Source organism: Streptococcus pluranimalium (assembly GCF_047785745.1).
Taxonomy (GTDB): Bacteria; Bacillota; Bacilli; order Lactobacillales; family Streptococcaceae; genus Streptococcus; species Streptococcus pluranimalium_B.
This window is the reverse complement of the sequence record NZ_JBLOJT010000011.1, coordinates 1-22,153: the sequence shown is the minus strand read 5'-3', so window position 1 is coordinate 22,153 and position 22,153 is coordinate 1. Positions and strand designations below refer to the sequence as shown.

Below are 22,153 nucleotides of genomic sequence, written 5' to 3'. Positions count from 1 at the left end.
TTACCATAGTTTTTGATTTTGTTCTAGATTTCTGAAATGGTTTTCATTTTTTCATTTTTATTGATATAATGTTGAACAGGAGTTTGACTTATGATTCATGATTTAATCAATTTTAAAAATATTTCTCGACAAGAATGGCAACAGCTGCATCGCCATTCCCACAACTTGCTAACATCCGATGAGTTAGAAGCTCTTAGAAGTTTAAATGACCACATCGAGTTAGAAGATGTTAAAGATATCTATCTTCCATTAATCAATTTAATTAATATTTATAAAAAGAGTGTTGATGATTTAGCTTTTTCAAAAAGTCTTTTTTTAAAAAATCAATTAAACAAACGCCCTTTCATCATTGGTATTTCTGGATCTGTTGCTGTTGGAAAGTCAACAACTAGTCGTCTTTTGCAACTACTTCTCAGTCGTACTTATCCTGAGTGTAAAGTCGAGATGGTAACCACGGATGGGTTTCTATATCCTAATCAGACCTTAATTGATAAGGGAATTCTGGAGCGAAAAGGTTTTCCAGAATCTTATGACATGCCTCGATTGCTACATTTTTTAGACACTATCAAAAATGGTCGCAAGGTTGATATTCCAATCTATTCACATGAAATTTATGACATTATTCCTAATACTGTTTTAAGTTTAGAAGCGCCAGATTTTCTTATTGTTGAAGGTATTAATGTTTTCCAAAATCCTCAAAACGAGCGGCTTTACATAGCTGATTACTTTGATTTTTCTATTTATATTGATGCCAATACAGAACATATCGAAAAATGGTATCTCGAACGTTTTTCAAAACTTTTGCTAATTGCTCAAAAGGATACAACTAACTACTACCATCGATTCACAAAGCTCACTAAACAAGAAGCTTTAGGTATCGCTAAACATACTTGGGAGTCTATTAATCTTGTCAATTTAAAACATTACATTGAGCCATCAAAAAGTCGAGCAGATATTATCCTCCACAAATCACTCAACCATAAAATTGATGAAATTTACCTCAAAAAGTGAGAAAGACTTGTCAAAGCTATCATTTTCTTATATAATGATAGAGTTAGTAAATATGGAGGTGAATACTTTGGCAAACATTAAATCAGCTATCAAACGCGCTGAACTTAACGTTAAACAAAACGAAAAAAACTCAGCACAAAAATCAGCTATGCGTTCTGCGATTAAAGCTTTTGAAGCAAACCCGTCTGAAGAGCTTTTCCGCGCTGCTTCTTCAAGCATTGATAAAGCAAAATCAAAAGGTTTGATCCACGCAAACAAAGCTAGCCGTGATAAAGCGCGTCTTGCTGCTAAATTAGGTTAATTAATAAGAATCGAGTTGCCGTACGGCAACTCTTTTTTTACTCTAAAATCTATTACAAACAAATATAACCTGCAAGTTAAAGAACAATAAAAATCGACGTAGCTATTTCTAATTCAAAAAATTAAAGGAGGCTGGACAAAAAGTGGTTCTATATCAACTATTACTGTTTCATTTTCAAGAGAAACAAGCTAGCCACTTTTTTGACTTGATCGAGGAGCATCTGGAGACTGTGAATAAAGAGTTTCGAACGGTCTTCAAAACTTTTTTGAAATATAAGAGCTATATTATCAATGCCTTAGAACTTCCCTATTCTAACGCGAAGCTAGAAGAAAACAACAAACTCATCAAAGATATCAAACGACAAGGTTTTGGATTTCGGAAGTTTAAAAACTTTAAAACCAAAATTCTCATCGCTTTGAATACTAAAAGGGTCAGGGAAGTGACCCTTTTAGGTTGTCTCTCGAAAACCGGAAAGAGACAAATAGAGAGAATCAGAACGATTCTCTCTAGATGTTAATTATAAGTCACCCACTACAGTTGACGAAGAGCCGTTTTAATATCCTAACACAGTGGTTGGGAGAAACGCTTAGCAATTTATTGTTTTTAGTGCTTCTCCTGCATACTGCATAGTTGCTTAGGGGTTTTAGTTTCGATTAAACACTGCTGAATGCTGTTTCTTTCGCGTTTTACGCTCGGGATAAGACCTAGAACAGTGCTTTTTCTCTCTGCAACTTCAAAAGGTCTATCAAACCTTTTGAACTGTGCTGGGGTGATTAAAAAAGTTCTGAGAACCTTTTTAATCGGGAAATAAAGCTTGCGAAGCAAGTGTCAAAAACTGTCCAAAGGAGACATCTTATAAGAAAACATCAAAAATAGTTCCTTGAGGTGCATTATCTTTTACCGTTATCTCTCCACCCAAAGTATCTACAATCTGTTTAGCAAGAGATAAACCTAGACCAAATCCACCAGATTGCCTTGTTCTTGCTTTATCAACACGGTAAAATCGATCAAAGATTTTCGATTTATCATCATCTGAAATACCTAAGCCATTATCTGATACTCTCAACCACAAACGACGTCCCTTGGTTTCAACAGAAATACTAATAACTCCTCGCTTCTTTGTGTATTTCAAAGCGTTATCAACTAGAATAGTCATCAACTGTTTTAGGAGTGTTTTATCTGACTTAATAGATCGTTTCAAATGATTTGATACTACTAACTCCTTGTCATTTTCCTGAGCAATTAATTGGTAATTTTTAAAGACATCATCAAAAAATGTTGGTGAAATATCTTCTATATTAGGGTCAATACCATCATCACGACGAGCCAAGTTTAATAGATTTGTCGTTAACATTCTCATATTTCTAACTTCATCAAGACTTGCTGCAATGCTCTCGCTATGATCAAGAATGGTATCATTAGGTTTTCTAAACAAGGTTTCTAAGCGATTTTGGAGCACAGCCAGGGGCGTTCTTAATTCATGGCTAGCATTTTCAACAAAGCTCTTTTGTTTTTCATAACTAGCAATGATTGGTTTGCGACTCCACTTGGCTAGATAAACACTAGTGATAACTGATATTAACCAAAAGATAATCATAATCGTTACAATAATGTTAACATAGCGGTTAAAGGCTTCATCCAATTGTCTCGTACTCGCTAGAAAACTAATATATTTTACTTGAGGATAGGCTAAATCGGTAACCTCAAGTGTGACACTGCGATAATTTTCAGCATGCCCATAAGTGTTGATGTGAGTCTCTTTAACAATTCTATTGAGCTGTTTTTTATTAAGCTTAATACTTGAAAACTCAGAATAGGCATCAACCGTATTAATAACCTCTCCATATCTATCAAACACAATAATATCTAAAGCAGCCAAATCATCATTATGTTTAAACTTACTAGGGTCGATTGTAATGCCAAAACCATCACCCTCTGAGCTCCATGAGTAATTCCTAGCCATGGTCATTGCAATATAGTTAGCAGCAGAGTATCGAGCTCTTTTTAGACTATTATCCGTTGAAGAGTAGAGACCAAGTCTCATAATCTGTAAAATAATAATTGTCATCACAAAGAAAATAGCAGTGAATACCATCATAAAATGGATAAAGGGCTTAAAATTATCAGAATGAATTTTTTTTTGTATGTATTTATGCATCTTTTAAAATATAACCAACACTTCTTAAAGTTTGTAAATGATCTGCAAAATTCGTTCCTTTAAGTTTTTTACGGATTTTTGACACATAAACTTCAACAACCGAAAGCGTTGTATCGCTATCAAATCCCCATAAACGATCAAAAATCTGTGTTTTAGGTAAAATAACATTTTGGTTTTGTAGAAAGTACATTAACAATTCAAATTCTTTGCCTAAAAATTCTACTTCTTCGCCATCTACTGTGACACGATTAATTGTCGTGTCAACGATAATATTACCGTATACGATGGTGTGGTCGGTCAACTTCCCAGAACGTTTAAGTAAGGCCTGGATTCTCATTTTTAATTCTTCTAGATAAAATGGCTTAGTCAAATAATCATCTGCTCCCAACTCAAAACCATGTCCCTTATCATCCAACCCTTCCTTTGCTGTCATAATTAAAACAGGTGTTGTTATCCCTTTTTCTCGAAGCTCTTTTAGAACTTGAAAACCATTTTTTTCTGGAAGCATAAGATCTAGTAAAATAAGATCATAAACACCAGATTCAGCTTCGTACAATCCTTCTTCCCCATCAAAGACCTGCATCACATCTGCAAAATCATCCAGAAAATCAAATACAGAATTGGATAAACTCAAATCATCTTCAACCAAGAGTAATTTTATCATATTGCATCTCTCCTTTGTTACATTATACCTAAAACTAATCCTCGAAGCCACTCGTATCAGTTCTCCATGATAGTATTATCTGTCTTCATTATAAAGTAGAATGCTTAAGTAAATCTGAAGCATTCTTCTGTTCCAATAACAAGTGTATCAAAAATCGACCTCACTTGAATTGGTGAAGTCGATTTTTAGTTTCTGATTAACTCTATTTTGACAGTAATCAATTATTCTATCTTAAAAGATAATTATTTCAAAAGGGCGTTTGAAACAGCTTCTTTTTCTTCATTAATTAACTCAAGACGAGCTGAAATTTCTTTAATACCCATAGAGATATTACGGCTGATAGCCATATCGTCTAATTGAGGTTCAAAGAAGGCTTTATATTCTTCAAGAGCTGTTGGTGTTTTAAATAAACGTGAAGGGATAATGACAAAAGAATCAAAACTCATGTCACCTCCAAGAGCAGATTTAATCCATTCCCAGTTTACTTTCGACCATTGCCATACAGTATCTTGACTAAACCGATGACTTAAAAGAGCTCCATACCAAGCTGATAAATCTTGTGGTTTAATGATATCCTTATCTTTAAAATACCCTAAAATTGTTGAAAGATTCTGCGCATCCTTAGTGTGAGCAATAGCTTGAGATAATTGACGCTTAAAGGTGCCATCGTTTGTCTTAACATAATAGTCAATATATTCATTTAACAATTCAGCAGTTTCAGATGATTTAAACTCATTAATCAATAACACTGCACGGATTGACGCAGGAATTTTTTCTAAATCGTCGCGGTACTGTTCAAATAATTGACTTGCTTCTGCTGTTACATCAAGGTCATGTGCTTCGATCAACTGTGCTAAAACTAATTGACGAACCATTTCATCTTCATCAGATTCTCCTGGGCTCGGTAAGAAACCTAGACGTTCAAATTTATCATGGAAAATACGGCGAATCAAATCATGTTTTGCAGCCTCTTCTTCACTATTTTCATCGATAAACTTATCAAGACCATTCAAGACAGAACTGATTGCAGAAATAACCATGTAAGAATCAGCTTGTGATAGTCTCTCAATTAGAGGGACGAGTTCGGCATAAGAAATTTTACCACCTTCAGCTAACAAACGACGTTCTTCTACAACTTGCAATTGACTAGTTGCATCTAGAGATTCTAGATCATTGATAAGCGCATTAAAAAGCTCTCCCTTATAATTAGAGATATAATGAGCTGTATTTTCCGTATTTAATCGAAGAGCTCCCTCATTTTGCACAGCTAATTGACTGTAATTTGGAATGACTAGACGTTCTTCTATTAAAGTATCTGGAAGACCTTCCCAGTTACTATTAAGCGGAACTTGCCACAATCGTCCAACTTCTTCACCCTCACCGATAAAGAATTGTTCCTGACTGATCACTAAATTGTCATCATCAACAGAGACAGTAACCACTGGATAACCTGGTTGTTCAAGCCATGAATTCATAAAACCAGAGACATCTTTACCTGAAGCATCCGACAATGCTCTCCAAAGATCGTAGCCTACTGTATTTTGATATTGGTATTTCTTGAAATAGGCGTTTAAACCAGCTGCAAAGGCAGCATCGCCAAGCCAACGACGCAACATGTGCATGAGACGACTACCTTTAGCATAAACAATAGCAGCATCAAATAAGGTATTAATTTCATCAGGATGTTTGACTTCAACATGAACAGATTGAACACCATCAGTTGCATCACGTTTAAGAGCATGAGGAACTCCACCTGTTTGGAAGTCTTCAAAAATATTCCAAGATGGTTCGATAGCATCAATAGCCACGTATTCCATCATATTGGCAAAACTTTCATTTAGCCATAAATCATCCCACCATTTCATGGTTACCAGATTACCGAACCATTGATGAGCCAACTCATGGGCAATAACAAGGGCTACCTGTTGACGACTTGATACTGTAGAATTATCATCAACTAAAAGGTAGATTTCACGGTAAGTCACAAGCCCCCAGTTTTCCATAGCTCCCGCAGAGAAATCAGGTAAGGCTAAATGGTATGACAACGGAATTGGGTAAGCAACACCAAAATAATCTTCATAAAAATCAATGACACGAACAGCAATATCCAGTGCAAAATCAAGTGATTTTAAAGGATGAGCCTTAGTTGAGAAGATACCTACTTCTGTTCCGTTTTTAGAGGTTTGTGTTTTTCCTTGTAAATCACCAAAACCAAATGCTAGCAAATATGAAGACATGCGTGGCGTTGTTTCAAAACTCCAAACACCTGTTTCTTGACGAAGTTCTGGGTTTGATTCAGGCATATTAGAAAGAGCAATTTCATCTTCTGCTTGATCAAACTTCAAGGATAAATCAAAGGTTGCTTTTGCCTCAGGTTCATCAACGCAAGGGAAAGCTTCTCGTGCAAAATGACTTTCAAACTGTGTTGAAATAACCTCTTTTTTGACACCATTTTCTGTGTAATAAGACGGGTAAATGCCAGTCATATTATCAGTGATTTGACCCGAAAATTCAATGACAAGTGTCATCATACCAGTATCTGGTGAATCAATGCGGACACATTCATTGTCATGGTCCACCTCAAAAGTAAGTGCTTCATTATCTAGTTTTACAGATTCAATATGCAAATCTTTTTGATGCAAGGCAATCTGATTGTCTAAAGCTTCTCCTGTGATAGCAACATTACCTGAAAATTGTTTTTCCTGACGATTTATGTCAAGAAAAAGATTATAGTTTTCTGGAATAAACGTTTCAATCAAGTGTTCGACTACTTTCATAATACTCCTTAATATTAGCTGGGATTTCCCTAATCAACTTTTTAACTGGCGTAAACAAAGGCAACCAATTCAGAAGAAAAGGATGTTGAATCCAATACCCTTAATTATACCATAAAGTGACTTATAATTCGATAATCTTACCAGTCTTAAGGTAAACAACCCATTCACAAATATTGCGAGCGTAATCACCGATACGCTCTAGATACATGAGAACTTGGAAATATTCTTTACCGGCAAAGGCTGCTTCAGGATTTTCTCTAATACTCTCCACCGCTTGGTGTTGAATGGTTCTGAAATATTCATCAATTTCTTCATCTTTGGTTGCTACTTCACGGGCAGTGGCTTCATCACCATTGATGTACGCGTTAAGCGCATCTTCCAACATACGCTTGACAGCTTTCCCCATTTTACTTATTTCTGCTTCTACTTGAGGAACACGTTCCTCACCCTTTATACGAATGGTTGCTTTCGCAATAGCCGAGGCATGATCACCCATACGCTCTACATCATTGGAAGCCTTTAAAACAGTAATAACTGTCCGCAAGTCTTGTGACACTGGCTGTTGTAAAGCGATAATTTCAAGGGATTTTTTTTCAAGTTTAGTTTCGTAGTTATTGACCACTTCATCTTCATCAATCACTTCTTGAGCCAAGTCACGGTCGTGACTAACAAAAGCACGGACACTTTTATTAATTTGTGCCAAGACTTCTGTTCCCATCGCATAAAATTGATTGTGTAGTTTATCTAATTCTTCTTCAAATTGTGTACGTAACATAGGCTACCTCTTTCATTGATTTGGATTATCCAAATTTACCAGTAATATAGTCTTCTGTTTCTTTACGTTTTGGTTTCATAAACATGGTCTTAGTATCTTCAAATTCAATCAGATTACCATCTAAGAAGAAACCTGTACGATCAGAAATACGTGAAGCTTGCTGCATTGAACGTGTCACGACAACCATAGTGTAATCTTTTTTTAGTCCATATAAGGTCTCTTCAATTTTACCAGCTGAAATAGGGTCTAGGGCTGATGTTGGTTCATCTAAGAGAATGATACGAGGGCTAGTAGCTAAAACACGAGCCACACAAACACGCTGTTGCTGACCACCAGATAAACCAAGAGCTGAATCATGAAGACGATCTTTCACTTCATCCCAAATAGAAGCACCAATCAAAGATTTTTCGACAGCTTCATCTAGAATAGCTTTATCCTTAATCCCCTTAATACGTAGACCATAGACAACATTTTCATAAATTGACATTGGGAATGGGTTAGGTTGTTGGAATACCATCCCAATTTCTTTACGTAAATCAACAGTATCTGTTCTAGGACTGTAGATGTTGTGGCCATCATAACTGATAGAACCTGTAAGCGACCATTCTGGATTCAAATCTCCCATACGATTGATTGCTCTTAGAAGGGTTGATTTACCAGATCCAGAAGGGCCGATGAGGGTCGTGATTTCGTTTGGAAAAATATCAAGTGACACATTATTCAAAGCTTTTTTCTTTTCATAATAGACTGACAAATCTCGGACTTGTAAAATTGGTTCTGTCATTCCTTCTCCTTCCTATCCAAAACGCCCTGAAACATAGTCGCTAGTTGACTGCAATTTAGCATTTTGGAAAATATTTTTTGTTTTATCATATTCAATCAAATCACCTAGGTAGAAAAAGGCTGTATAGTCGCTAGCACGCGCTGCTTGTTGCATGTTGTGCGTCACAATAATGATTGAATAGTTTTTCTTCAATTCAAACATGGTTTCTTCCAATTGCATTGTTGCAATTGGGTCAAGGTTTGAAGCAGGTTCATCCATCAATAGAATATCAGGTTTTACCGAAATAGCACGGGCAATGCACAAACGTTGCTGCTGGCCACCTGAGAGGGTGAAGGCTGATTTGTGTAAATCATCTTTTAACTTATCCCACAAGCCTACTTGCTTAAGTGAGGTCTCAACAATTTCATCTAAAACCTTTTTATCTTTAATACCAGCACGTTCATGGGCGAAGGTAATGTTATTATAAATTGATTTGGCAAATGGATTAGGTCTTTGGAAAACCATTCCTATATGTTTACGCATTTCATAAACATTAATTTCTGGAGCATTAACATCAATACCTTGATACATAATCTCACCAGTAACTTTAGCAATATCAATAGTATCATTCATCCGATTTAAGCTACGGAGAAAAGTTGATTTTCCACATCCTGATGGACCAATTAAAGCGGTAATTTTATTTTTTTCAAATTGCATATCAATTCCTTTGATAGCTTCATTATTACCATAATAAACATGCAAATTGTTAGTTGATAAAATGAGATTATCTTCAGGAAAAGTAATGATATGTCTTTCATCCCAATTATACTCAGACATAAGAACTCCTTATTAAGCTGCTGATGTTAGTTTTTCGTGTAATTTCTTACCAATAAAGCGAGCAGACAAATTGAAAATTAAAATAAAGACCAATAAAACTGCTGCTGACCCTGCAGAAACTAGAGTTCCATCTGGAATCGTTCCTTCACTATTAACTTTCCAAATATGAACAGCCAAAGTCTCAGATTGACGGAAAGGTGAAATAGGGCTGGTTACACTTAGAGGATTCCAGTTAGACCAATCAAGGGCCGGAGCTGACTGACCAGCAGTGTAGATCAAGGCAGCCGCTTCTCCGAAGATACGCCCTGAAGCGAGAACGATACCTGTGACAATCCCTGGCAAGGCTTCTGGAACAACAACATGTAAAACTGTCTCCCAACGTGATAATCCAAGAGCTAATCCTGCTTCGCGTTGCGTATGATGAACGGTACGAAGACTGTCTTCTACGGTACGTGTCATTTGAGGTAGATTGAAGACAGTTAGAGCAAGAGCACCTGAAATGATAGAAAAGCCATATTCAAACTGCACAACGAAGATCAAATAACCAAATAGACCAACTACCACAGATGGTAGGGAAGACAAAATTTCAATACAAGTACGAATAAAGTTTGTCAAACGTCCTTTTTTAGCATATTCCGCAAGATAAATACCTGCCCCCATTGACAACGGTACTGAAATAATTAAAGTTGTCACTAATAGAAATAATGAGTTATACAGCTGAATCCCAATTCCTCCACCTGCTTGATAGGAAGACGATTTCCCGGTTAAGAAGGACCAACTGATATGAGGCAAACCGCGAACCAAGATATAAAGAATTAACGATGCCAAGATTGCGACAATAATAGCTGCAATGGTGTAGAGAACACCAGTTGCTAGCTTATCCATTTTTTTAGCGTTCATAGTTTCTCTTTCTCTCTCTTGTAATGAATTTAACGAGGGTATTAAAGGCAAGACTCATAAGGAGTAATACCAAAGCAAGTGACCAAAGAACATTATTTTGAACTGTTCCCATAACCGTATTACCGATTCCCATTGTCAAAACTGATGTCAGCGTTGCTGCTGGCGTTGTCAAGGAAGTTGGAACAACAGCAGAGTTACCAACAACCATTTGAATCGCTAAAGCTTCACCAAAGGCACGAGCCATTCCAAAGATTATCGCTGTAAAAATACCTGGGCGAGCAGCGTTCAAAACAACACGCCAAATGGTCTGCCAACGTGTTGCCCCCATAGCCATACTTGCTTCGCGATAATGACGCGGAACAGCTCGAAGGCTATCTGTCGTCATAAAGGTAACTGTTGGGAGAATCATAACAAAAAGTACAAAAACCCCTGACAAGATACCAAACCCTGTGCCACCAAAAATGGAACGTACAAATGGAACAACGATTTGCAAACCAATAAATCCATAAACAACAGATGGTATACCAACCAAAAGCTCGACCGCAGGCTGAAGGATTTTACGACCGTACTTAGGCGAAACTTCCGTCATAAATACTGCTGCTCCAATAGCAAATGGTGTCGCAATCAAAGCAGACAGAATCGTTACAACGAAAGAACCCATAATCATTGGTAAAGCCCCCATAAGAGGTTGACCATCCGGTCCTTTTACGCTCGGTTGCCAGTCAGTACCAAATAAAAATTTAAACAGATTGATTTTATCAACAAAGAATGTCGACAAACCTTTTTGAGCAACGAAAATTAAAATCATTACTACAATAAAGACAATTAAAGCAAGGCATAAAAAAGTAATCGTCTTACCAAATTTCTCAAGGCGAGAATTTTTTGAAGATGAAACCAATTTCTTAGCCAATTCTTGATTCTTCATTTCTACTCCTTATCTAGGCAAGACTTTACCATCAGCTGTCTTTTCAACTTTCATATCATTCATTGGAATGTAGCCCATTGTTGTTATGATATTAGATTGAACGTCATCAGACATCATGAAGTCTAAAAATTCTTTTGTTAAAGCCTTAGGCTCACCTTTAGTATACATATGCTCATATGACCAAATTGGCCAATCATTAGTAGCTACATTCTTAGGTGTTGGTTCAAATCCGTTAAGCTTCATTGTTTTGACACTATCATCTAAGTAGGCAAATGCTAGGTAAGAAATAGCTCCTGACGTTTGTGAAACAATCGACTTAACCATACCATTTGAATCTTGCTCTTGAGTCCTTTTAGCATTGACATCGTCCATGATGATACTATCGAAAGTTGCACGTGACCCTGAACTAGCTGCTCTATTGATAATGGAAATAGCTAAATCTTTTCCACCGACTTCTTTCCAATTGGTAATTTTGCCAGCAAAAATATCACGTAACTGTTCAGACGATAAATTGTCAACGGATACTTCTTTATTGACAATAACTGCCATCCCAGCAACCGCAACACGGTGATCGACAAGTTTAGAAGCATCAATACCATCTTTTTCTTCCGCAAACAAATCACTATTACCAATTTGAACTGCCCCTGATTGTACTTGGGACAATCCAGTACCAGAACCACCACCTTGGACGTTAATGGTTTTTCCTATATTTTGTTTACTAAATTCATCTGCTACCGCCTCCACGAGTGGCTGTAATGCTGTTGATCCAACGGCAGTTGAAGTTTCCCCTTTATCAATCCATCTGGCACACCCAGAAAGAAATAACAAAACGGTAACAAGCAATCCCATAAATGTGAGAAGCTTTTTCTTTTTCATCTTTTTTCCTCCGAGAAACGAAATCAAGTTAGAATGAGAACAAGCTATCTTTCTGATATTGTCAGACAACTTCCCCATCACCAAATTATTATATCAAGAAGTCATCGCACTGACTTTCTTTTTTAATCAAATTGTATTCAATAACAGTTACTACTTAAATCTCAAGCCTTTGGGATAAAAATTTTTCAATTGATTTCCGACAACTTTAGCGAATCCCAAGCCATTCCCATTTATCACAACTTGATACCAACCATTAGAATAGGTTTCATGCAAATTCACCTGACTACCAGCCACATACTCTTTAAACTGTTCTATATCAATTTCTATTTTCTGTACTACCTCAGATGGCTTCAAGGCTATTCCTAAAGCAAAGGAAGGCTCAAACCGCTTTTTCTTGAAAGTCCCCAAATGAAGACCATTTCTGGCAATTTTTAATTGAGATAAGTCCGGTAAATGAGCGGGTATAATATAGAGTTGATCTCCAAACACTTGATATTGTCCCCCTAATGTTATTTTTAAATGTTCTTGAGAAAACGATTCCCATAAGTTCATTTGTTCCTTCGTCAAAGAGACTTGTCTAGCTTTTCTTTTCTGTTTAAGCTTCGTCTCTTCCTCTCTTGGTCTGACATCTTTAAACTTGGCAATAAACTGACCTTCCCCCTTAAAAGAGTGAGGATACATTCTGACAGTTCCAGGTATAAGATCGCTAGCGCTCATACCGTTAATTGCTCGTATCGGAATTAATTCTAATTGACTAAACTCTTCTAAAAGCCACTCAACGACTTCTTCATTTTCCTCAAGGGACCAGGTACAGGTGGAATAGACAAGTTCACCACCAGGAGCTAGCATCGCTAGTGCATCTGACAAGATGGATTTCTGCAAATTCGATAATTCTTTCGGATAATCCTTGTGCCAGTATTTTACAGCTGCTGGATCCTTGCGAAACATTCCTTCGCCTGAACAAGGGCCATCAAAAACAATAAGATCAAAGTAAGATGGGAAAATCTTAGCTAAACGTTCTGTCGACTCATTGGTAACAAGAACATTCCTTGCACCAAAGCGCTCAACATTTTCAGTTAAAATCTTACTTCGCTTGGTATTGATCTCGTTACTGATTAAAAGCCCAGTATTATTTAAATAACTTAATAAATGAGTTGTCTTTCCTCCAGGCGCAGCTGCTAAATCAAGAACTTTCATTCCCGGTTTAGGTTTAGCAACCTGCCCCACCATCTGAGCTGCTGGCTCTTGTGAATAAACAAGTCCAGTCACATGTTCAACTGATTTTCCAGATATTTTTCCATAATAACCCCACTCTGTCTTAGGAATAGGATTATTGAAGGCTATTTGGTTTTCCTTTAAAGGATTTGAACGAAAAGCAGACACTGGGGGTTCATTAAAAGAATCCAAAAAACTTGGAGCCTCTTCTTGAAGTAATTCTATGTATTTATTAATAAAATCTTGTGGTAATGTCATGTTATTATTATATCAAATTCCTTATTATTGACCTATAAAAAGGGGCGGAAAGAACTCTAAAGAATGAAAAAGGTAGAAAAAGAGTTCGTCTTCCCAGACCCGCACACTTCAAAGACCTAGGAGAAGTTTTGAGGTTGTCAGTTGAAAAAGCCCAGTTTTTCCTTATTATAGCTCTAGGTCTTTGAAGAACATAAAATGCGAATGAATCAAACCTAATAACCACCGCGTTAAGATGTTACAATGAACTTCATTTCATATAAATAAGGTTGGACATAAAGTCCAACCTTATTATAAGCATTAATTTACTAATTTTTGAATAAAAGATAATTCTTCTGTTGGAACAAACATAACTTGCTGTCTTGTCAGAAAGTCTGGTTTTTCCCCTTCGATGGTTAATAAACAGTAACCCAGTTTTTCTCCCATAATTGAGGCTGCAGCGTAATCCCAAGGAGCAATATTTGAAAAATAAGCAAGCAATTTCCCTGAAATAACCTGTGTCATACTGATACCGGCTCCACCATAGACACGAATTCCCAATGCTAGACTCGTAAAATCCCTAATACCTGCTGTATTTTCAAGATACATCTGAGCATTGACACCAACTAAACAGCGTTTGAAATCTCGGTGGTGGTAATATTCAAGCTTAGTCGTATTAGCATAAACATCAAATTGACCGCCTCCGTGGTATAAGATATCCTGCATAACATCTAAGATTAGGCCAAATTGTCCAACACCATTTTCATAATAAGCTATCATAATAGCAAAATGATCGCGCTGAGCAATAAAATTAACGGTACCATCAATAGGATCTAGCACCCAAACATTGCCTTCTGCTATTGGATGTGTTACATCATTTTCTTCGGCTAAAAAATGATCTTCAGGATAAGCCTTTTTGATGGCTTGGATCATTAATTCTTGACATTGCTTGTCCAAACTCGTTACTAAATCAGTCTCATCTGACTTTTCTTCAATGACAAGCTCTTGAGACATACGATCCTTAATAAAAGCACCAGCCTCTTTTATTACCTCTTGGGCAAATAAAAACTTACTCTCCAAGTCTCAACCACCCTTCAGATTGCGATCTAGCAGCTCGAACAGCACGATAAGTTGAATAACCACTAACTTGTTCAAACGCCTTATCCAATCGTTTCTCCTCCCCTTTAGATGGAACGACTTGTTTAAATGCAGCGTAAGCTTCCAAAAAAGCATGAACATCAACTTTACTTTCGTAGGCTTTTTCTACATGATTAAAAAAACAAAGCACTGAAGTTATTTCTTCAGTACTCCAGGATAAATCAAGTGGGTATGAATAGGTATTATTAGGCATGTTTTCCCTCGATTTCCGCTCGAATTGTAGCCTGTCGAAGTTCTTGTTTACGATAATCTCTTGGCAAAAAGGCTCTAATCTCATCTTCATTGAAGCCAATTTGCATACGCTTAGTATCCATAATAATGGGACGTCTTAATAAACTTGAATTTGATGCAATTAACTCAATCAGTTGAGAAATAGACATATCATCGACATCTATATCTAACTTTTGAAAAACTTTTGAACGGGTTGAAATAATATCTTCTGTCCCATTTTCCGTGAATGATAGGATAGACATCAATTCATCTTGAGTCAAAGGACTTGTAATAATATTATGCTCAACATACTCGACTTCGTGCTTTTCTAACCAAGCACGCGCCTTACGACAACTCGTACAACTCGGTGATAAAAATAAAGTAACCATATCTCGCCTCATCAATCAATCTACTTGGTTAACATTATACAAAAAATTAAAAGACTTGGCTATGGTTTTTGCCAATTTATCGCAATTTCTTGATCATTTTCAAGCTGCTGAACTAAATCATCTATGCCATTAAATTTTTCCATGTCACGAATTTTCTCTAACCAAAAAATTTCAATAGCCTCACCGTAAATATCCCCTGAAAAATCAAAAATATTAGCTTCTAAGCGTAGTTCTGTACCACCGAAAGTAATATTTTCTCCAATACTAGTCATTGAGCGATAGCGTTTACCTTTGACAATAACATCTGTAACATAGACGCCATCTGCAGGAAGATGTGTCCTATCTATTGGGGCTAAATTGGCGGTAGGAAAGCCAATCGTGCGTCCTCTAGCATCTCCATGCACAACAATCCCTCGCGTCGAATAATCATACCCCAACAATTGGCCAGCATCCCTAACATTCCCTTCTTGAATCAGTTGGCGTATTAAGGTTGAACTAATTTTTCGTTGCCCATCTTTTATTTCAGGGATGACAATGACATCACCAGAAAAATTGCGAGACAAATAATCAGGATTAGTTCTATTATGTCCAAAATGATAGTCAAAGCCAACAACTATGCTATCTGGATTTAATTGCTTGATATAGGTATTGATAAATTCATCGGATGAAATTTTAGCAAAATCACTTGTAAAATTCTTTAGATATAGAGAATCAACCCCATACTCTTCAAATTTTTGATAACGCTTCTCAGGGTATGTGATGTGTAGGAGCAATTCTGGCGTAAAACGGCTAAAAGCTAGTTTAGGAGATTCCAGAAAGGTCATCACAACGACGGTTAACCCTTTCTTTTTAGCCACTTCTTTTGCTTTGTCAAAGAGTGCTTTATGTCCAGTGTGAAGAGCATCAAAGTAGCCCAGGACAAGAACTGTTTTTTGTGATTCCACAATCTCTTGATGAGATTTAATAACTGTTATTTTCATGATATTAGTACTTTTCTTGGTTTATACAAGTTTCCCCGCTTTTCTAAAATAGCGACAACCTGGTCATTATAATAAGCTGCTACTGTTTTTTTCTCATTTTCTAGAGGGATAAATCTTCCATGACGGATATCGGTCACTGCCTCTTCATCAATAACAACTTTTTCCAGATCAGAAAGTCCAAATTCAATTGGCAAAAGAAAAGAGAGGTCATTTTTAGCAACTAGTTCCTCAATTTCTTCAAGTGTAACTGACTGAGACAAATCCAAACCAGCCGAAGCTGTCCGCTGCAGCTGAGACATATGACTAGCGAGACCCAAACGCTCTCCTAAATCTACAGATAAGGTTCTGACATATGTCCCTTTACTACAAGATAACCTGAACGAAAAGCGAACAATATCATCTTCACGTATTAAGGAAGAAGTTCTGTAAAATTCCTTGATAGTAATCTGTCTCTCTGGGCGTTCAACCACTTCACCTGCACGAGCATATTCATATAATTTCTTACCATTAACTTTTACAGCAGAAAACATAGGAGGAGTCTGAGTAATCTGACCTACAAACTCTCTCATAGTCAAATCTATATCTTCTTCTGATAAATTAGGGCTTACTGGTGTTCTTTTTACGACTTCGCCACTAGCATCCTCTGTTGCTGTTGAATAGCCTAATGTGATTTCACCTTCGTAAACTTTACCAGACTCCGTCATAAATTCCAAAACTCGCGTCGCTTTACCAACGGCAATTGGCAAGACTCCTGTGACGTCTGGATCAAGTGTCCCTCCATGGCCAATCTTTTTTTCCTGAAGTAGTTTTCGCAGTTTAAAAACAGCGTCATGACTAGTCATCCCAGCTGCTTTTTTTAAATTAATAATTCCGTTAATCATAGTAGTCATTATACCATAAAGTTAAAAAGGAGAGAAACTAAGCCACTACCATTGTTTGACATAGTCAAAATAGAAGCCTCTATCATGAGAAATCGTTAAATTTCTCTGTTAAAATCAGTATCAATAGCTCTAAAATCTTGGATTTCCTGAACGTATTCTAACACGCCTTCAAATTCTCCTTGATTATTTCTGACAGCAGCATACGTAACATGCACAAAAATCTCCCTTTTCTCAGACTTAAACCACATCGTTACTTTTTCTCTCTGACCGGATTTCAATAATTTTATAATCTCTTTGACCTTACCTACAACTCTAGGAGGATGGCAAGCTTCAACGTGACGACCAATTTGACTTGGGTTTCTTTTAAAAATCATTTCTTTTTCCGAAGTATGATTGTTATAATACTGAAAAATATCATCCTTATTGACAAAAGTTATCTCCATTGGTAAATGATTGAGAATAAGGTCTGCTTGTTCAACAGATAAAAAACCATTTCCAAAAGCTTGAGAAGTATATCTATCGCCAACTGTACTAGATGGTATTTTAGGAGTAAATGAGAGAGAAAAGGTTCCTTGCTCTGTTTCAAAGACAGTGACCGTCTTGTCATCTGTTATTTCTCGAGAACTTGTTGCTTCCACAGAAGGGTATTCATTTTCTTCTCCAAACGAGTTTCTAATGGGACGCCACTCTTTCAAAGGCTTAATAATCGCATAACCATATTGATCACTCTCCTTGGCTATTTGCAACCAGTCATCTTGGGTAAAGGTTTCTAAAAGAATCATCAATAAAATAGATTCTTCTTTAAAAATCATTTCTTCGAATTCGCTTGCAAATAAATCAAAGCGTTCTCTAATCTCAGCTACTGTCTTAGCAGGAAAAAGATCAATGGCCTGCTTTACTTCTGAAAACAAATCTCTAATCTTATCATCAACTCCCCACATTACAACTGGAGGAGCATCATGTCCATAAGCTTCCATTATCGGGAAAAATAGCTGTTCTTTGCGAGTATAATGACGATCAAATTGTCCTAAAAGAGTCATTTGATGTCTTAACCCCTTAATCAACTGTTCAAGTATACTGCTGTCATCTAGTTTAGCAATATTATCTAAGATACGACGAATTCTAAGCAGAGCTGCACGAAGAGCCAGATTTTCCTGTTTAAAGACATAAACAGGATGCCCTTCTTGATCAGCATCAGGAACTTCAGACTCCTGAATGGCTCCTTTAAATAGATTGGCATGAACATTGCACAAAGACATGATATCTTCAAAAGTAATGCCTGTCTCAGATGCCATTAATTCGTGTTCCATCATCGAAATTTCCAAAGCGGAGACACCCGTAAAATGCTGATCGAAGCGTTCCTGAACAGACTCTGCACTCGCACCTTGATGGAGGTCGAGTAAAATATCTTTTAGTATTTCAATACGATTACCAGACATGCTTCACTCCTTAATCTCATAACCATTACATAACAAGGTTTCTTTAACAGCTTCTATAGAAATACCTGCCAATTTAGAACCAGCTGATATACTTGTTACTTTAGCTACTGTATTAAGCATCATGGGATTAGCTAGCGGTTTAAAACCTAGGTCAATCAAAAGTTTCTTTACCTCCGGATGATCTTTTAATACCTCTGCGACAGGAATTGTTAAATCAATACAATTAATCACTTCAACCTCCAATTAGTATTTAAATACAAGTTTTATCAAAGTGCATCAAACTTACTTTTCATTGTTGGATTTTGTCGAGTAAGCTTCTTAACAGAGACATCTTCCAATTTATTATTAGCCAAACGCAGTTGATTTTCACTGGTTGTCAGGGCAGCTTTAACAGCTTCCATCCGCTTAATTGACTTATCAATCTCATCAATAGCCTTTTGAAAATTCTTACTAGCAGATTGGTAATTTTTAGAAAAAGCTGTTTTAAATACATTTAAATCTTCTTCAAAATGTGTAATATCAATGTGTTGCTCTTTAACAATAGCTAATTCTTGTTTGTATTTTAAAGAATTTAAGGCTGCATTTCTCAGTAAAGTAATAATAGGGATGAAGAATTGAGGCCGAACCACATACATTTTAGGGTACTGATAAGAGACATCAACGATACCATTATTATAAAGTTCACTATCTACTTCTAATAGTGACACTAAAACAGCATATTCACATTTTTTCTCACATCGATCTTTATCTAATTCTTTGAAAAAATGTTCATTTTTCTTTTTCGACGCTGTCTGATCAGCTTCGTTTTTCATTTCAAACATTATCGAAATGATCTCAATGCCGTTTTCATCAAATTCTCGATAAATATAATCGCCTTTTGATCCGGTTTTAGCATCATTATCCTTAGAAAACTGTGCATTTGGAAAAGCTGTCATGCGTAAACGGTTAAATTCATACTCACAGTGTTGTTCTAGGCTCTCACCTATCATCTTTGTTGACTGTCTAGCTTTAAAATCTTTATAGTAAGCAATCAACTCATCTTTTTGTGCTAACTCAGTCTGATGTTGACTGAGTATAGATTGCATATCTAGCTCTTTTTTCTGTTCTTGCAATATGAGCTGATTAGCCATTTGTTCTTTTTCTTGCTGGATGGCATGCAAGGCTTCTTGCTTTTCTTTATCTTTTTCAAGTGAGATTAAATTAATTTTTGCTTGTAATTCTTGATTCTCTTTATCTTTTTCAGATATTGTTTGAGCTAAAGAGAAAGCATTGTCAGCAACTACTTTATCTAACTTTTGTTGTAGCTCGCTAATATCAGCATCTTTTTGTGACACTACGGCCTGTAATTCGAGTGATTGATTTTGTTCAAAAGTTTCTATAGCATGCTTTAATCTTAAAATTTCTTGTTCTTTTTCTCCCACTTGAGTTTGCAATTCATTTTTTAGCTGCTCTTCAATAAGACGTTTTTCAGACGAAACTCTCTCTAAAAGATCATGTTCAAATTCTTTGGTTCTCACTTGTTCTAACAACTGACTATATTCAGTCTCATTGATTGTAAAAACTGTTTGACAGTGAGGGCACTTTATTTCATTCATTTCAAACTCCTTGATTAAGTATAATGCTTATTTTAGAACAGCAATATCACTTACTGGCTTTCCTATTTTGGGAATAATGTTCGCTTAACCTCATCCTCGATATATTGCCATTCTTGATTGGCTCTTTCCAATTTTCGTTGATAATCAGACTGCCCTCTCAAATATCGACTTATCGCATAGTCTTGCTTGACTAGTGGTATCATCGGTATCGATATTCCAGCAATGTCGCTCGTTGATAAATTCATAACAGACTTGCCACGATCTGTTTCCATCAATACCTTCCGACCAATTTTTGTCTCAAAAAATAATTTCAGATAATATCCTCTGACTTTAGAAAAGGGACGGATAATTGTAAAATTAGATGAAGCTACCACTGGCTTGTTTTGTTCTTCAAAAATTGCTAATTTTAACTGAGTTCCTTTTGATGAGATCAAAAGATCACCTGACTTTAAATAGTATTTCAAAACTAATGATTCTTTTTCATCATAAGATTTTAGTTGATCATAATCAATAATACCATTTTGAATATCGACAATATTAATAACAGCAATCCTATCTCCTTCAGCTTTAGAAGGAACTGCCCTCCCTTTAAAGATAGTTGCAATGTCTTTCAAAATCAAACTGTGCTGCAAATGATTCCCTCCATCCTGCAAAGATATTTTTTAAAATCTATTATTAGTATTTTAATACAAAAAAACTTTTTAAACAAGTAAAAAGAGACTGAGAAAAAATCAATGTCATTAAGTTAGGGATTTAATCTATTAAAAACCCTATTCCAAAGTGTCACTTTTGTGGTGCCGTTTATAATAGGGTTTTAATTGACAGTATTTAGGGCGCACAAAAGTAACAGTTTACGTTTAGTGTAGCATAGAAAAAAACAACCTACCACAAAATATGATAGATTGCTTAACTTAATGGCATTAGGAAAAATTCCCTGCCTTTTTAGGTTATTTAGCTAGATAAGTAGGACGCAGTGGTTGAGTAGATTTAAAGAACTGTTGTGATCAGCTTTTACACCTCGACTCAACTGTGCGGAGGTGGGAGTAAAACGGTCGGGATAGACCGTTTCAGCCCGTACCTAGAAATAAAGGCACCTCTAAAAACGCCCTAAATTTCCCCAAAATGAGATAATAGAATCAAAAGTAATGAGGAGAGCTGTCATGCATTTAGTCACAGACGATGAAAAAATCTTGTTAAAACTATCAGAGAAAGGTAATCCCTTAGAACGTTTGGATGCCATTATGGATTGGACCATCTTTCTTCCTTTGTTGTCAGAGTTATTCAGTCGTGGCGGTCGTCCTCACCTAGACTATCTCATGATGTTCAAAGTGCTCTTGCTTCAACGTCTTCATAACCTATCTGACGATGCCATGGAATACCAACTGCTGGATTGTCTATCTTTTCGTCGGTTTGTTGGTTGTCATGAAGACATTGTTCCAAATGCGAAAACTATCTGGCTCTATCGTGAGAAATTAACCAAGTCAGGTCGTGAAAAGGCGTTCTTCGATTTGTTCTATGCCCATCTCACAGATGAAGGGTTGATTGCCCATTCAGGTCAGATTGTGGGTGCTTCCTTTGTCGAATGCCCTAAACAACGCCATTCACGTGAGGACAATCAGAACATCAAGGAAGGCGAAAAGGTAGACGGTTGGAACAAGACTAAACGGAGCCAAAAAGACGTAGATGCGACTGGGATAAGCAAAGGTGATGTCCGCTATTTTGGCTATAAAAACCATATTTGTGTCGATATAAAATCAAAACTTATGAGGTCACAACAGCTAGTGTAGACGACTCCAATGTCCTAGCTGCTCTTTGTGATGCCAATGAAGCGGTTTTTGATGACAGTGCTTATGTTGGAAAATCAGTACCAGGAGATTGTCGCCACCACACGGTTCGTCGTGCATTTAGAAATAAAGGCTCTTCGTCAACTGTAGTGGGTTGATGTCAGCTATATTCTAGAGAGGACCAGTTTGGTCTTCTCTTTTTTAATGTTTAGTGCAATGAGAATCCGTTTTTTAAAGTTTTCAGAGTTTCTGAAACCAAAGGCATTCATTTCGCTTAATGA

Annotated in this window: 21 protein-coding genes and 2 pseudogenes; 4 read left to right on the top strand and 19 right to left on the bottom strand. The window is 36.6% G+C overall.

Annotation, left to right across the window (positions count from 1 at the left end):
* The first annotated feature begins 90 nt into the window (after nucleotides 1-90).
* The 3 genes and pseudogenes from coaA to ACMZ6U_RS02915 form a co-directional block, all read left to right on the top strand.
* Nucleotides 91-1,011 (top strand): type I pantothenate kinase, encoded by a 921-nt coding sequence (gene coaA / locus ACMZ6U_RS02925; RefSeq protein WP_416106141.1) that lies wholly within the window; start codon nucleotides 91-93, stop codon nucleotides 1,009-1,011.
* A 52-nt stretch (nucleotides 1,012-1,063) separates the two neighbouring features.
* Nucleotides 1,064-1,312, top strand: coding sequence for a 30S ribosomal protein S20 (gene rpsT, locus ACMZ6U_RS02920; protein WP_115130297.1), 249 nt, complete (start codon nucleotides 1,064-1,066; stop codon nucleotides 1,310-1,312).
* A gap of 148 nt (nucleotides 1,313-1,460) precedes the next feature.
* Nucleotides 1,461-1,829: pseudogene (locus ACMZ6U_RS02915) on the top strand (transposase); the annotation flags it as partial.
* 336 nt (nucleotides 1,830-2,165) lie between these two features.
* On the opposite strand, the gene ACMZ6U_RS02910 reads toward ACMZ6U_RS02915, so the two are convergent.
* The 19 genes from ACMZ6U_RS02910 to ACMZ6U_RS02820 form a co-directional block, all read right to left on the bottom strand.
* Nucleotides 2,166-3,470: a sensor histidine kinase gene (locus ACMZ6U_RS02910; RefSeq protein ID WP_416106140.1), complete on the bottom strand. Its 1,305-nt coding sequence runs from the start codon at nucleotides 3,468-3,470 to the stop codon at nucleotides 2,166-2,168.
* Nucleotides 3,463-4,134, bottom strand: a complete 672-nt coding sequence (locus ACMZ6U_RS02905; protein ID WP_416106139.1) for a response regulator transcription factor — start codon at nucleotides 4,132-4,134, stop codon at nucleotides 3,463-3,465. The genes ACMZ6U_RS02910 and ACMZ6U_RS02905 overlap by 8 nt, the downstream gene beginning before the upstream one ends.
* Before the next feature lie 242 nt (nucleotides 4,135-4,376).
* Nucleotides 4,377-6,911, bottom strand: a complete 2,535-nt coding sequence (locus tag ACMZ6U_RS02900) for a M1 family metallopeptidase (RefSeq protein WP_416106138.1) — start codon at nucleotides 6,909-6,911, stop codon at nucleotides 4,377-4,379.
* Nucleotides 6,912-7,032: 121 nt separating this feature from the next.
* Nucleotides 7,033-7,686, bottom strand: a complete 654-nt coding sequence (gene phoU, locus ACMZ6U_RS02895) for a phosphate signaling complex protein PhoU (protein ID WP_416106137.1) — start codon at nucleotides 7,684-7,686, stop codon at nucleotides 7,033-7,035.
* A 25-nt stretch (nucleotides 7,687-7,711) separates the two neighbouring features.
* Entirely contained in the window at nucleotides 7,712-8,470 is a 759-nt protein-coding gene (pstB, locus tag ACMZ6U_RS02890; protein ID WP_416106136.1) for a phosphate ABC transporter ATP-binding protein PstB, read from the bottom strand.
* Between the two features lie 12 nt (nucleotides 8,471-8,482).
* Nucleotides 8,483-9,286: a phosphate ABC transporter ATP-binding protein PstB gene (gene pstB / locus ACMZ6U_RS02885; RefSeq protein WP_104967893.1), complete on the bottom strand. Its 804-nt coding sequence runs from the start codon at nucleotides 9,284-9,286 to the stop codon at nucleotides 8,483-8,485.
* 12 nt (nucleotides 9,287-9,298) lie between these two features.
* Nucleotides 9,299-10,186 carry a phosphate ABC transporter permease PstA gene (gene pstA, locus ACMZ6U_RS02880; RefSeq protein ID WP_104967894.1) on the bottom strand — a complete coding sequence of 296 codons (888 nt, stop codon included), beginning with the start codon at nucleotides 10,184-10,186 and terminating at the stop codon, nucleotides 9,299-9,301.
* Nucleotides 10,176-11,111: a phosphate ABC transporter permease subunit PstC gene (gene pstC / locus ACMZ6U_RS02875; protein ID WP_416106135.1), complete on the bottom strand. Its 936-nt coding sequence runs from the start codon at nucleotides 11,109-11,111 to the stop codon at nucleotides 10,176-10,178. Before pstC ends, pstA begins: the two co-directional genes overlap by 11 nt.
* Before the next feature lie 9 nt (nucleotides 11,112-11,120).
* Complete coding sequence (locus ACMZ6U_RS02870) at nucleotides 11,121-11,987, bottom strand: phosphate ABC transporter substrate-binding protein PstS (protein ID WP_416106134.1); 867 nt, start codon at nucleotides 11,985-11,987, stop codon at nucleotides 11,121-11,123.
* 150 nt (nucleotides 11,988-12,137) lie between these two features.
* Complete coding sequence (locus tag ACMZ6U_RS02865; RefSeq protein ID WP_416106133.1) at nucleotides 12,138-13,460, bottom strand: RsmF rRNA methyltransferase first C-terminal domain-containing protein; 1,323 nt, start codon at nucleotides 13,458-13,460, stop codon at nucleotides 12,138-12,140.
* Between the two features lie 297 nt (nucleotides 13,461-13,757).
* Nucleotides 13,758-14,516: an inositol monophosphatase family protein gene (locus ACMZ6U_RS02860; RefSeq protein ID WP_416106132.1), complete on the bottom strand. Its 759-nt coding sequence runs from the start codon at nucleotides 14,514-14,516 to the stop codon at nucleotides 13,758-13,760.
* Nucleotides 14,506-14,787: a UPF0223 family protein gene (locus ACMZ6U_RS02855; protein ID WP_416106131.1), complete on the bottom strand. Its 282-nt coding sequence runs from the start codon at nucleotides 14,785-14,787 to the stop codon at nucleotides 14,506-14,508. The genes ACMZ6U_RS02860 and ACMZ6U_RS02855 overlap by 11 nt, the downstream gene beginning before the upstream one ends.
* Nucleotides 14,780-15,193, bottom strand: coding sequence for a Spx/MgsR family RNA polymerase-binding regulatory protein (locus ACMZ6U_RS02850; protein ID WP_416106130.1), 414 nt, complete (start codon nucleotides 15,191-15,193; stop codon nucleotides 14,780-14,782). Before ACMZ6U_RS02850 ends, ACMZ6U_RS02855 begins: the two co-directional genes overlap by 8 nt.
* A 59-nt stretch (nucleotides 15,194-15,252) precedes the next feature.
* Entirely contained in the window at nucleotides 15,253-16,173 is a 921-nt protein-coding gene (locus ACMZ6U_RS02845) for a bifunctional riboflavin kinase/FAD synthetase (RefSeq protein WP_416106129.1), read from the bottom strand.
* Nucleotides 16,170-17,054 (bottom strand): tRNA pseudouridine(55) synthase TruB, encoded by an 885-nt coding sequence (truB, locus tag ACMZ6U_RS02840; RefSeq protein WP_416106128.1) that lies wholly within the window; start codon nucleotides 17,052-17,054, stop codon nucleotides 16,170-16,172. The genes ACMZ6U_RS02845 and truB overlap by 4 nt, the downstream gene beginning before the upstream one ends.
* A 95-nt stretch (nucleotides 17,055-17,149) precedes the next feature.
* Nucleotides 17,150-18,493, bottom strand: coding sequence for a DUF438 domain-containing protein (locus tag ACMZ6U_RS02835; protein WP_416106127.1), 1,344 nt, complete (start codon nucleotides 18,491-18,493; stop codon nucleotides 17,150-17,152).
* A 3-nt stretch (nucleotides 18,494-18,496) separates the two neighbouring features.
* Nucleotides 18,497-18,724, bottom strand: a complete 228-nt coding sequence (locus ACMZ6U_RS02830) for a DUF1858 domain-containing protein (protein WP_416106126.1) — start codon at nucleotides 18,722-18,724, stop codon at nucleotides 18,497-18,499.
* 35 nt (nucleotides 18,725-18,759) lie between these two features.
* Entirely contained in the window at nucleotides 18,760-20,088 is a 1,329-nt protein-coding gene (locus ACMZ6U_RS02825; RefSeq protein ID WP_416106125.1) for a DUF2130 domain-containing protein, read from the bottom strand.
* A gap of 62 nt (nucleotides 20,089-20,150) precedes the next feature.
* Entirely contained in the window at nucleotides 20,151-20,720 is a 570-nt protein-coding gene (locus ACMZ6U_RS02820; protein ID WP_416106124.1) for a restriction endonuclease subunit S, read from the bottom strand.
* Nucleotides 20,721-21,248: 528 nt separating this feature from the next.
* On the opposite strand from ACMZ6U_RS02820, the pseudogene ACMZ6U_RS02815 reads away from it, so the two are divergent.
* A pseudogene (locus ACMZ6U_RS02815) lies at nucleotides 21,249-22,018 on the top strand (IS5 family transposase); the annotation flags it as partial.
* Nucleotides 22,019-22,153 lie beyond the last annotated feature (135 nt).

Coding starts and splice junctions, on each gene's coding strand:
- ACMZ6U_RS02835 (WP_416106127.1), bottom strand. CDS start 18,493: ATGTCTGGTAATCGTATTGAAATACTAAAAGATATTTTACTCGACCTC.
- ACMZ6U_RS02905 (WP_416106139.1), bottom strand. CDS start 4,134: ATGATAAAATTACTCTTGGTTGAAGATGATTTGAGTTTATCCAATTCT.
- ACMZ6U_RS02900 (WP_416106138.1), bottom strand. CDS start 6,911: ATGAAAGTAGTCGAACACTTGATTGAAACGTTTATTCCAGAAAACTAT.
- phoU (WP_416106137.1), bottom strand. CDS start 7,686: ATGTTACGTACACAATTTGAAGAAGAATTAGATAAACTACACAATCAA.
- rpsT (WP_115130297.1), top strand. CDS start 1,064: ATGGAGGTGAATACTTTGGCAAACATTAAATCAGCTATCAAACGCGCT.
- ACMZ6U_RS02855 (WP_416106131.1), bottom strand. CDS start 14,787: ATGCCTAATAATACCTATTCATACCCACTTGATTTATCCTGGAGTACT.
- ACMZ6U_RS02825 (WP_416106125.1), bottom strand. CDS start 20,088: ATGAATGAAATAAAGTGCCCTCACTGTCAAACAGTTTTTACAATCAAT.
- ACMZ6U_RS02910 (WP_416106140.1), bottom strand. CDS start 3,470: ATGCATAAATACATACAAAAAAAAATTCATTCTGATAATTTTAAGCCC.
- pstB (WP_416106136.1), bottom strand. CDS start 8,470: ATGACAGAACCAATTTTACAAGTCCGAGATTTGTCAGTCTATTATGAA.
- coaA (WP_416106141.1), top strand. CDS start 91: ATGATTCATGATTTAATCAATTTTAAAAATATTTCTCGACAAGAATGG.
- ACMZ6U_RS02845 (WP_416106129.1), bottom strand. CDS start 16,173: ATGAAAATAACAGTTATTAAATCTCATCAAGAGATTGTGGAATCACAA.
- pstA (WP_104967894.1), bottom strand. CDS start 10,186: ATGAACGCTAAAAAAATGGATAAGCTAGCAACTGGTGTTCTCTACACC.
- truB (WP_416106128.1), bottom strand. CDS start 17,054: ATGATTAACGGAATTATTAATTTAAAAAAAGCAGCTGGGATGACTAGT.
- ACMZ6U_RS02850 (WP_416106130.1), bottom strand. CDS start 15,193: ATGGTTACTTTATTTTTATCACCGAGTTGTACGAGTTGTCGTAAGGCG.
- ACMZ6U_RS02865 (WP_416106133.1), bottom strand. CDS start 13,460: ATGACATTACCACAAGATTTTATTAATAAATACATAGAATTACTTCAA.
- pstB (WP_104967893.1), bottom strand. CDS start 9,286: ATGTCTGAGTATAATTGGGATGAAAGACATATCATTACTTTTCCTGAA.
- ACMZ6U_RS02870 (WP_416106134.1), bottom strand. CDS start 11,987: ATGAAAAAGAAAAAGCTTCTCACATTTATGGGATTGCTTGTTACCGTT.
- pstC (WP_416106135.1), bottom strand. CDS start 11,111: ATGAAGAATCAAGAATTGGCTAAGAAATTGGTTTCATCTTCAAAAAAT.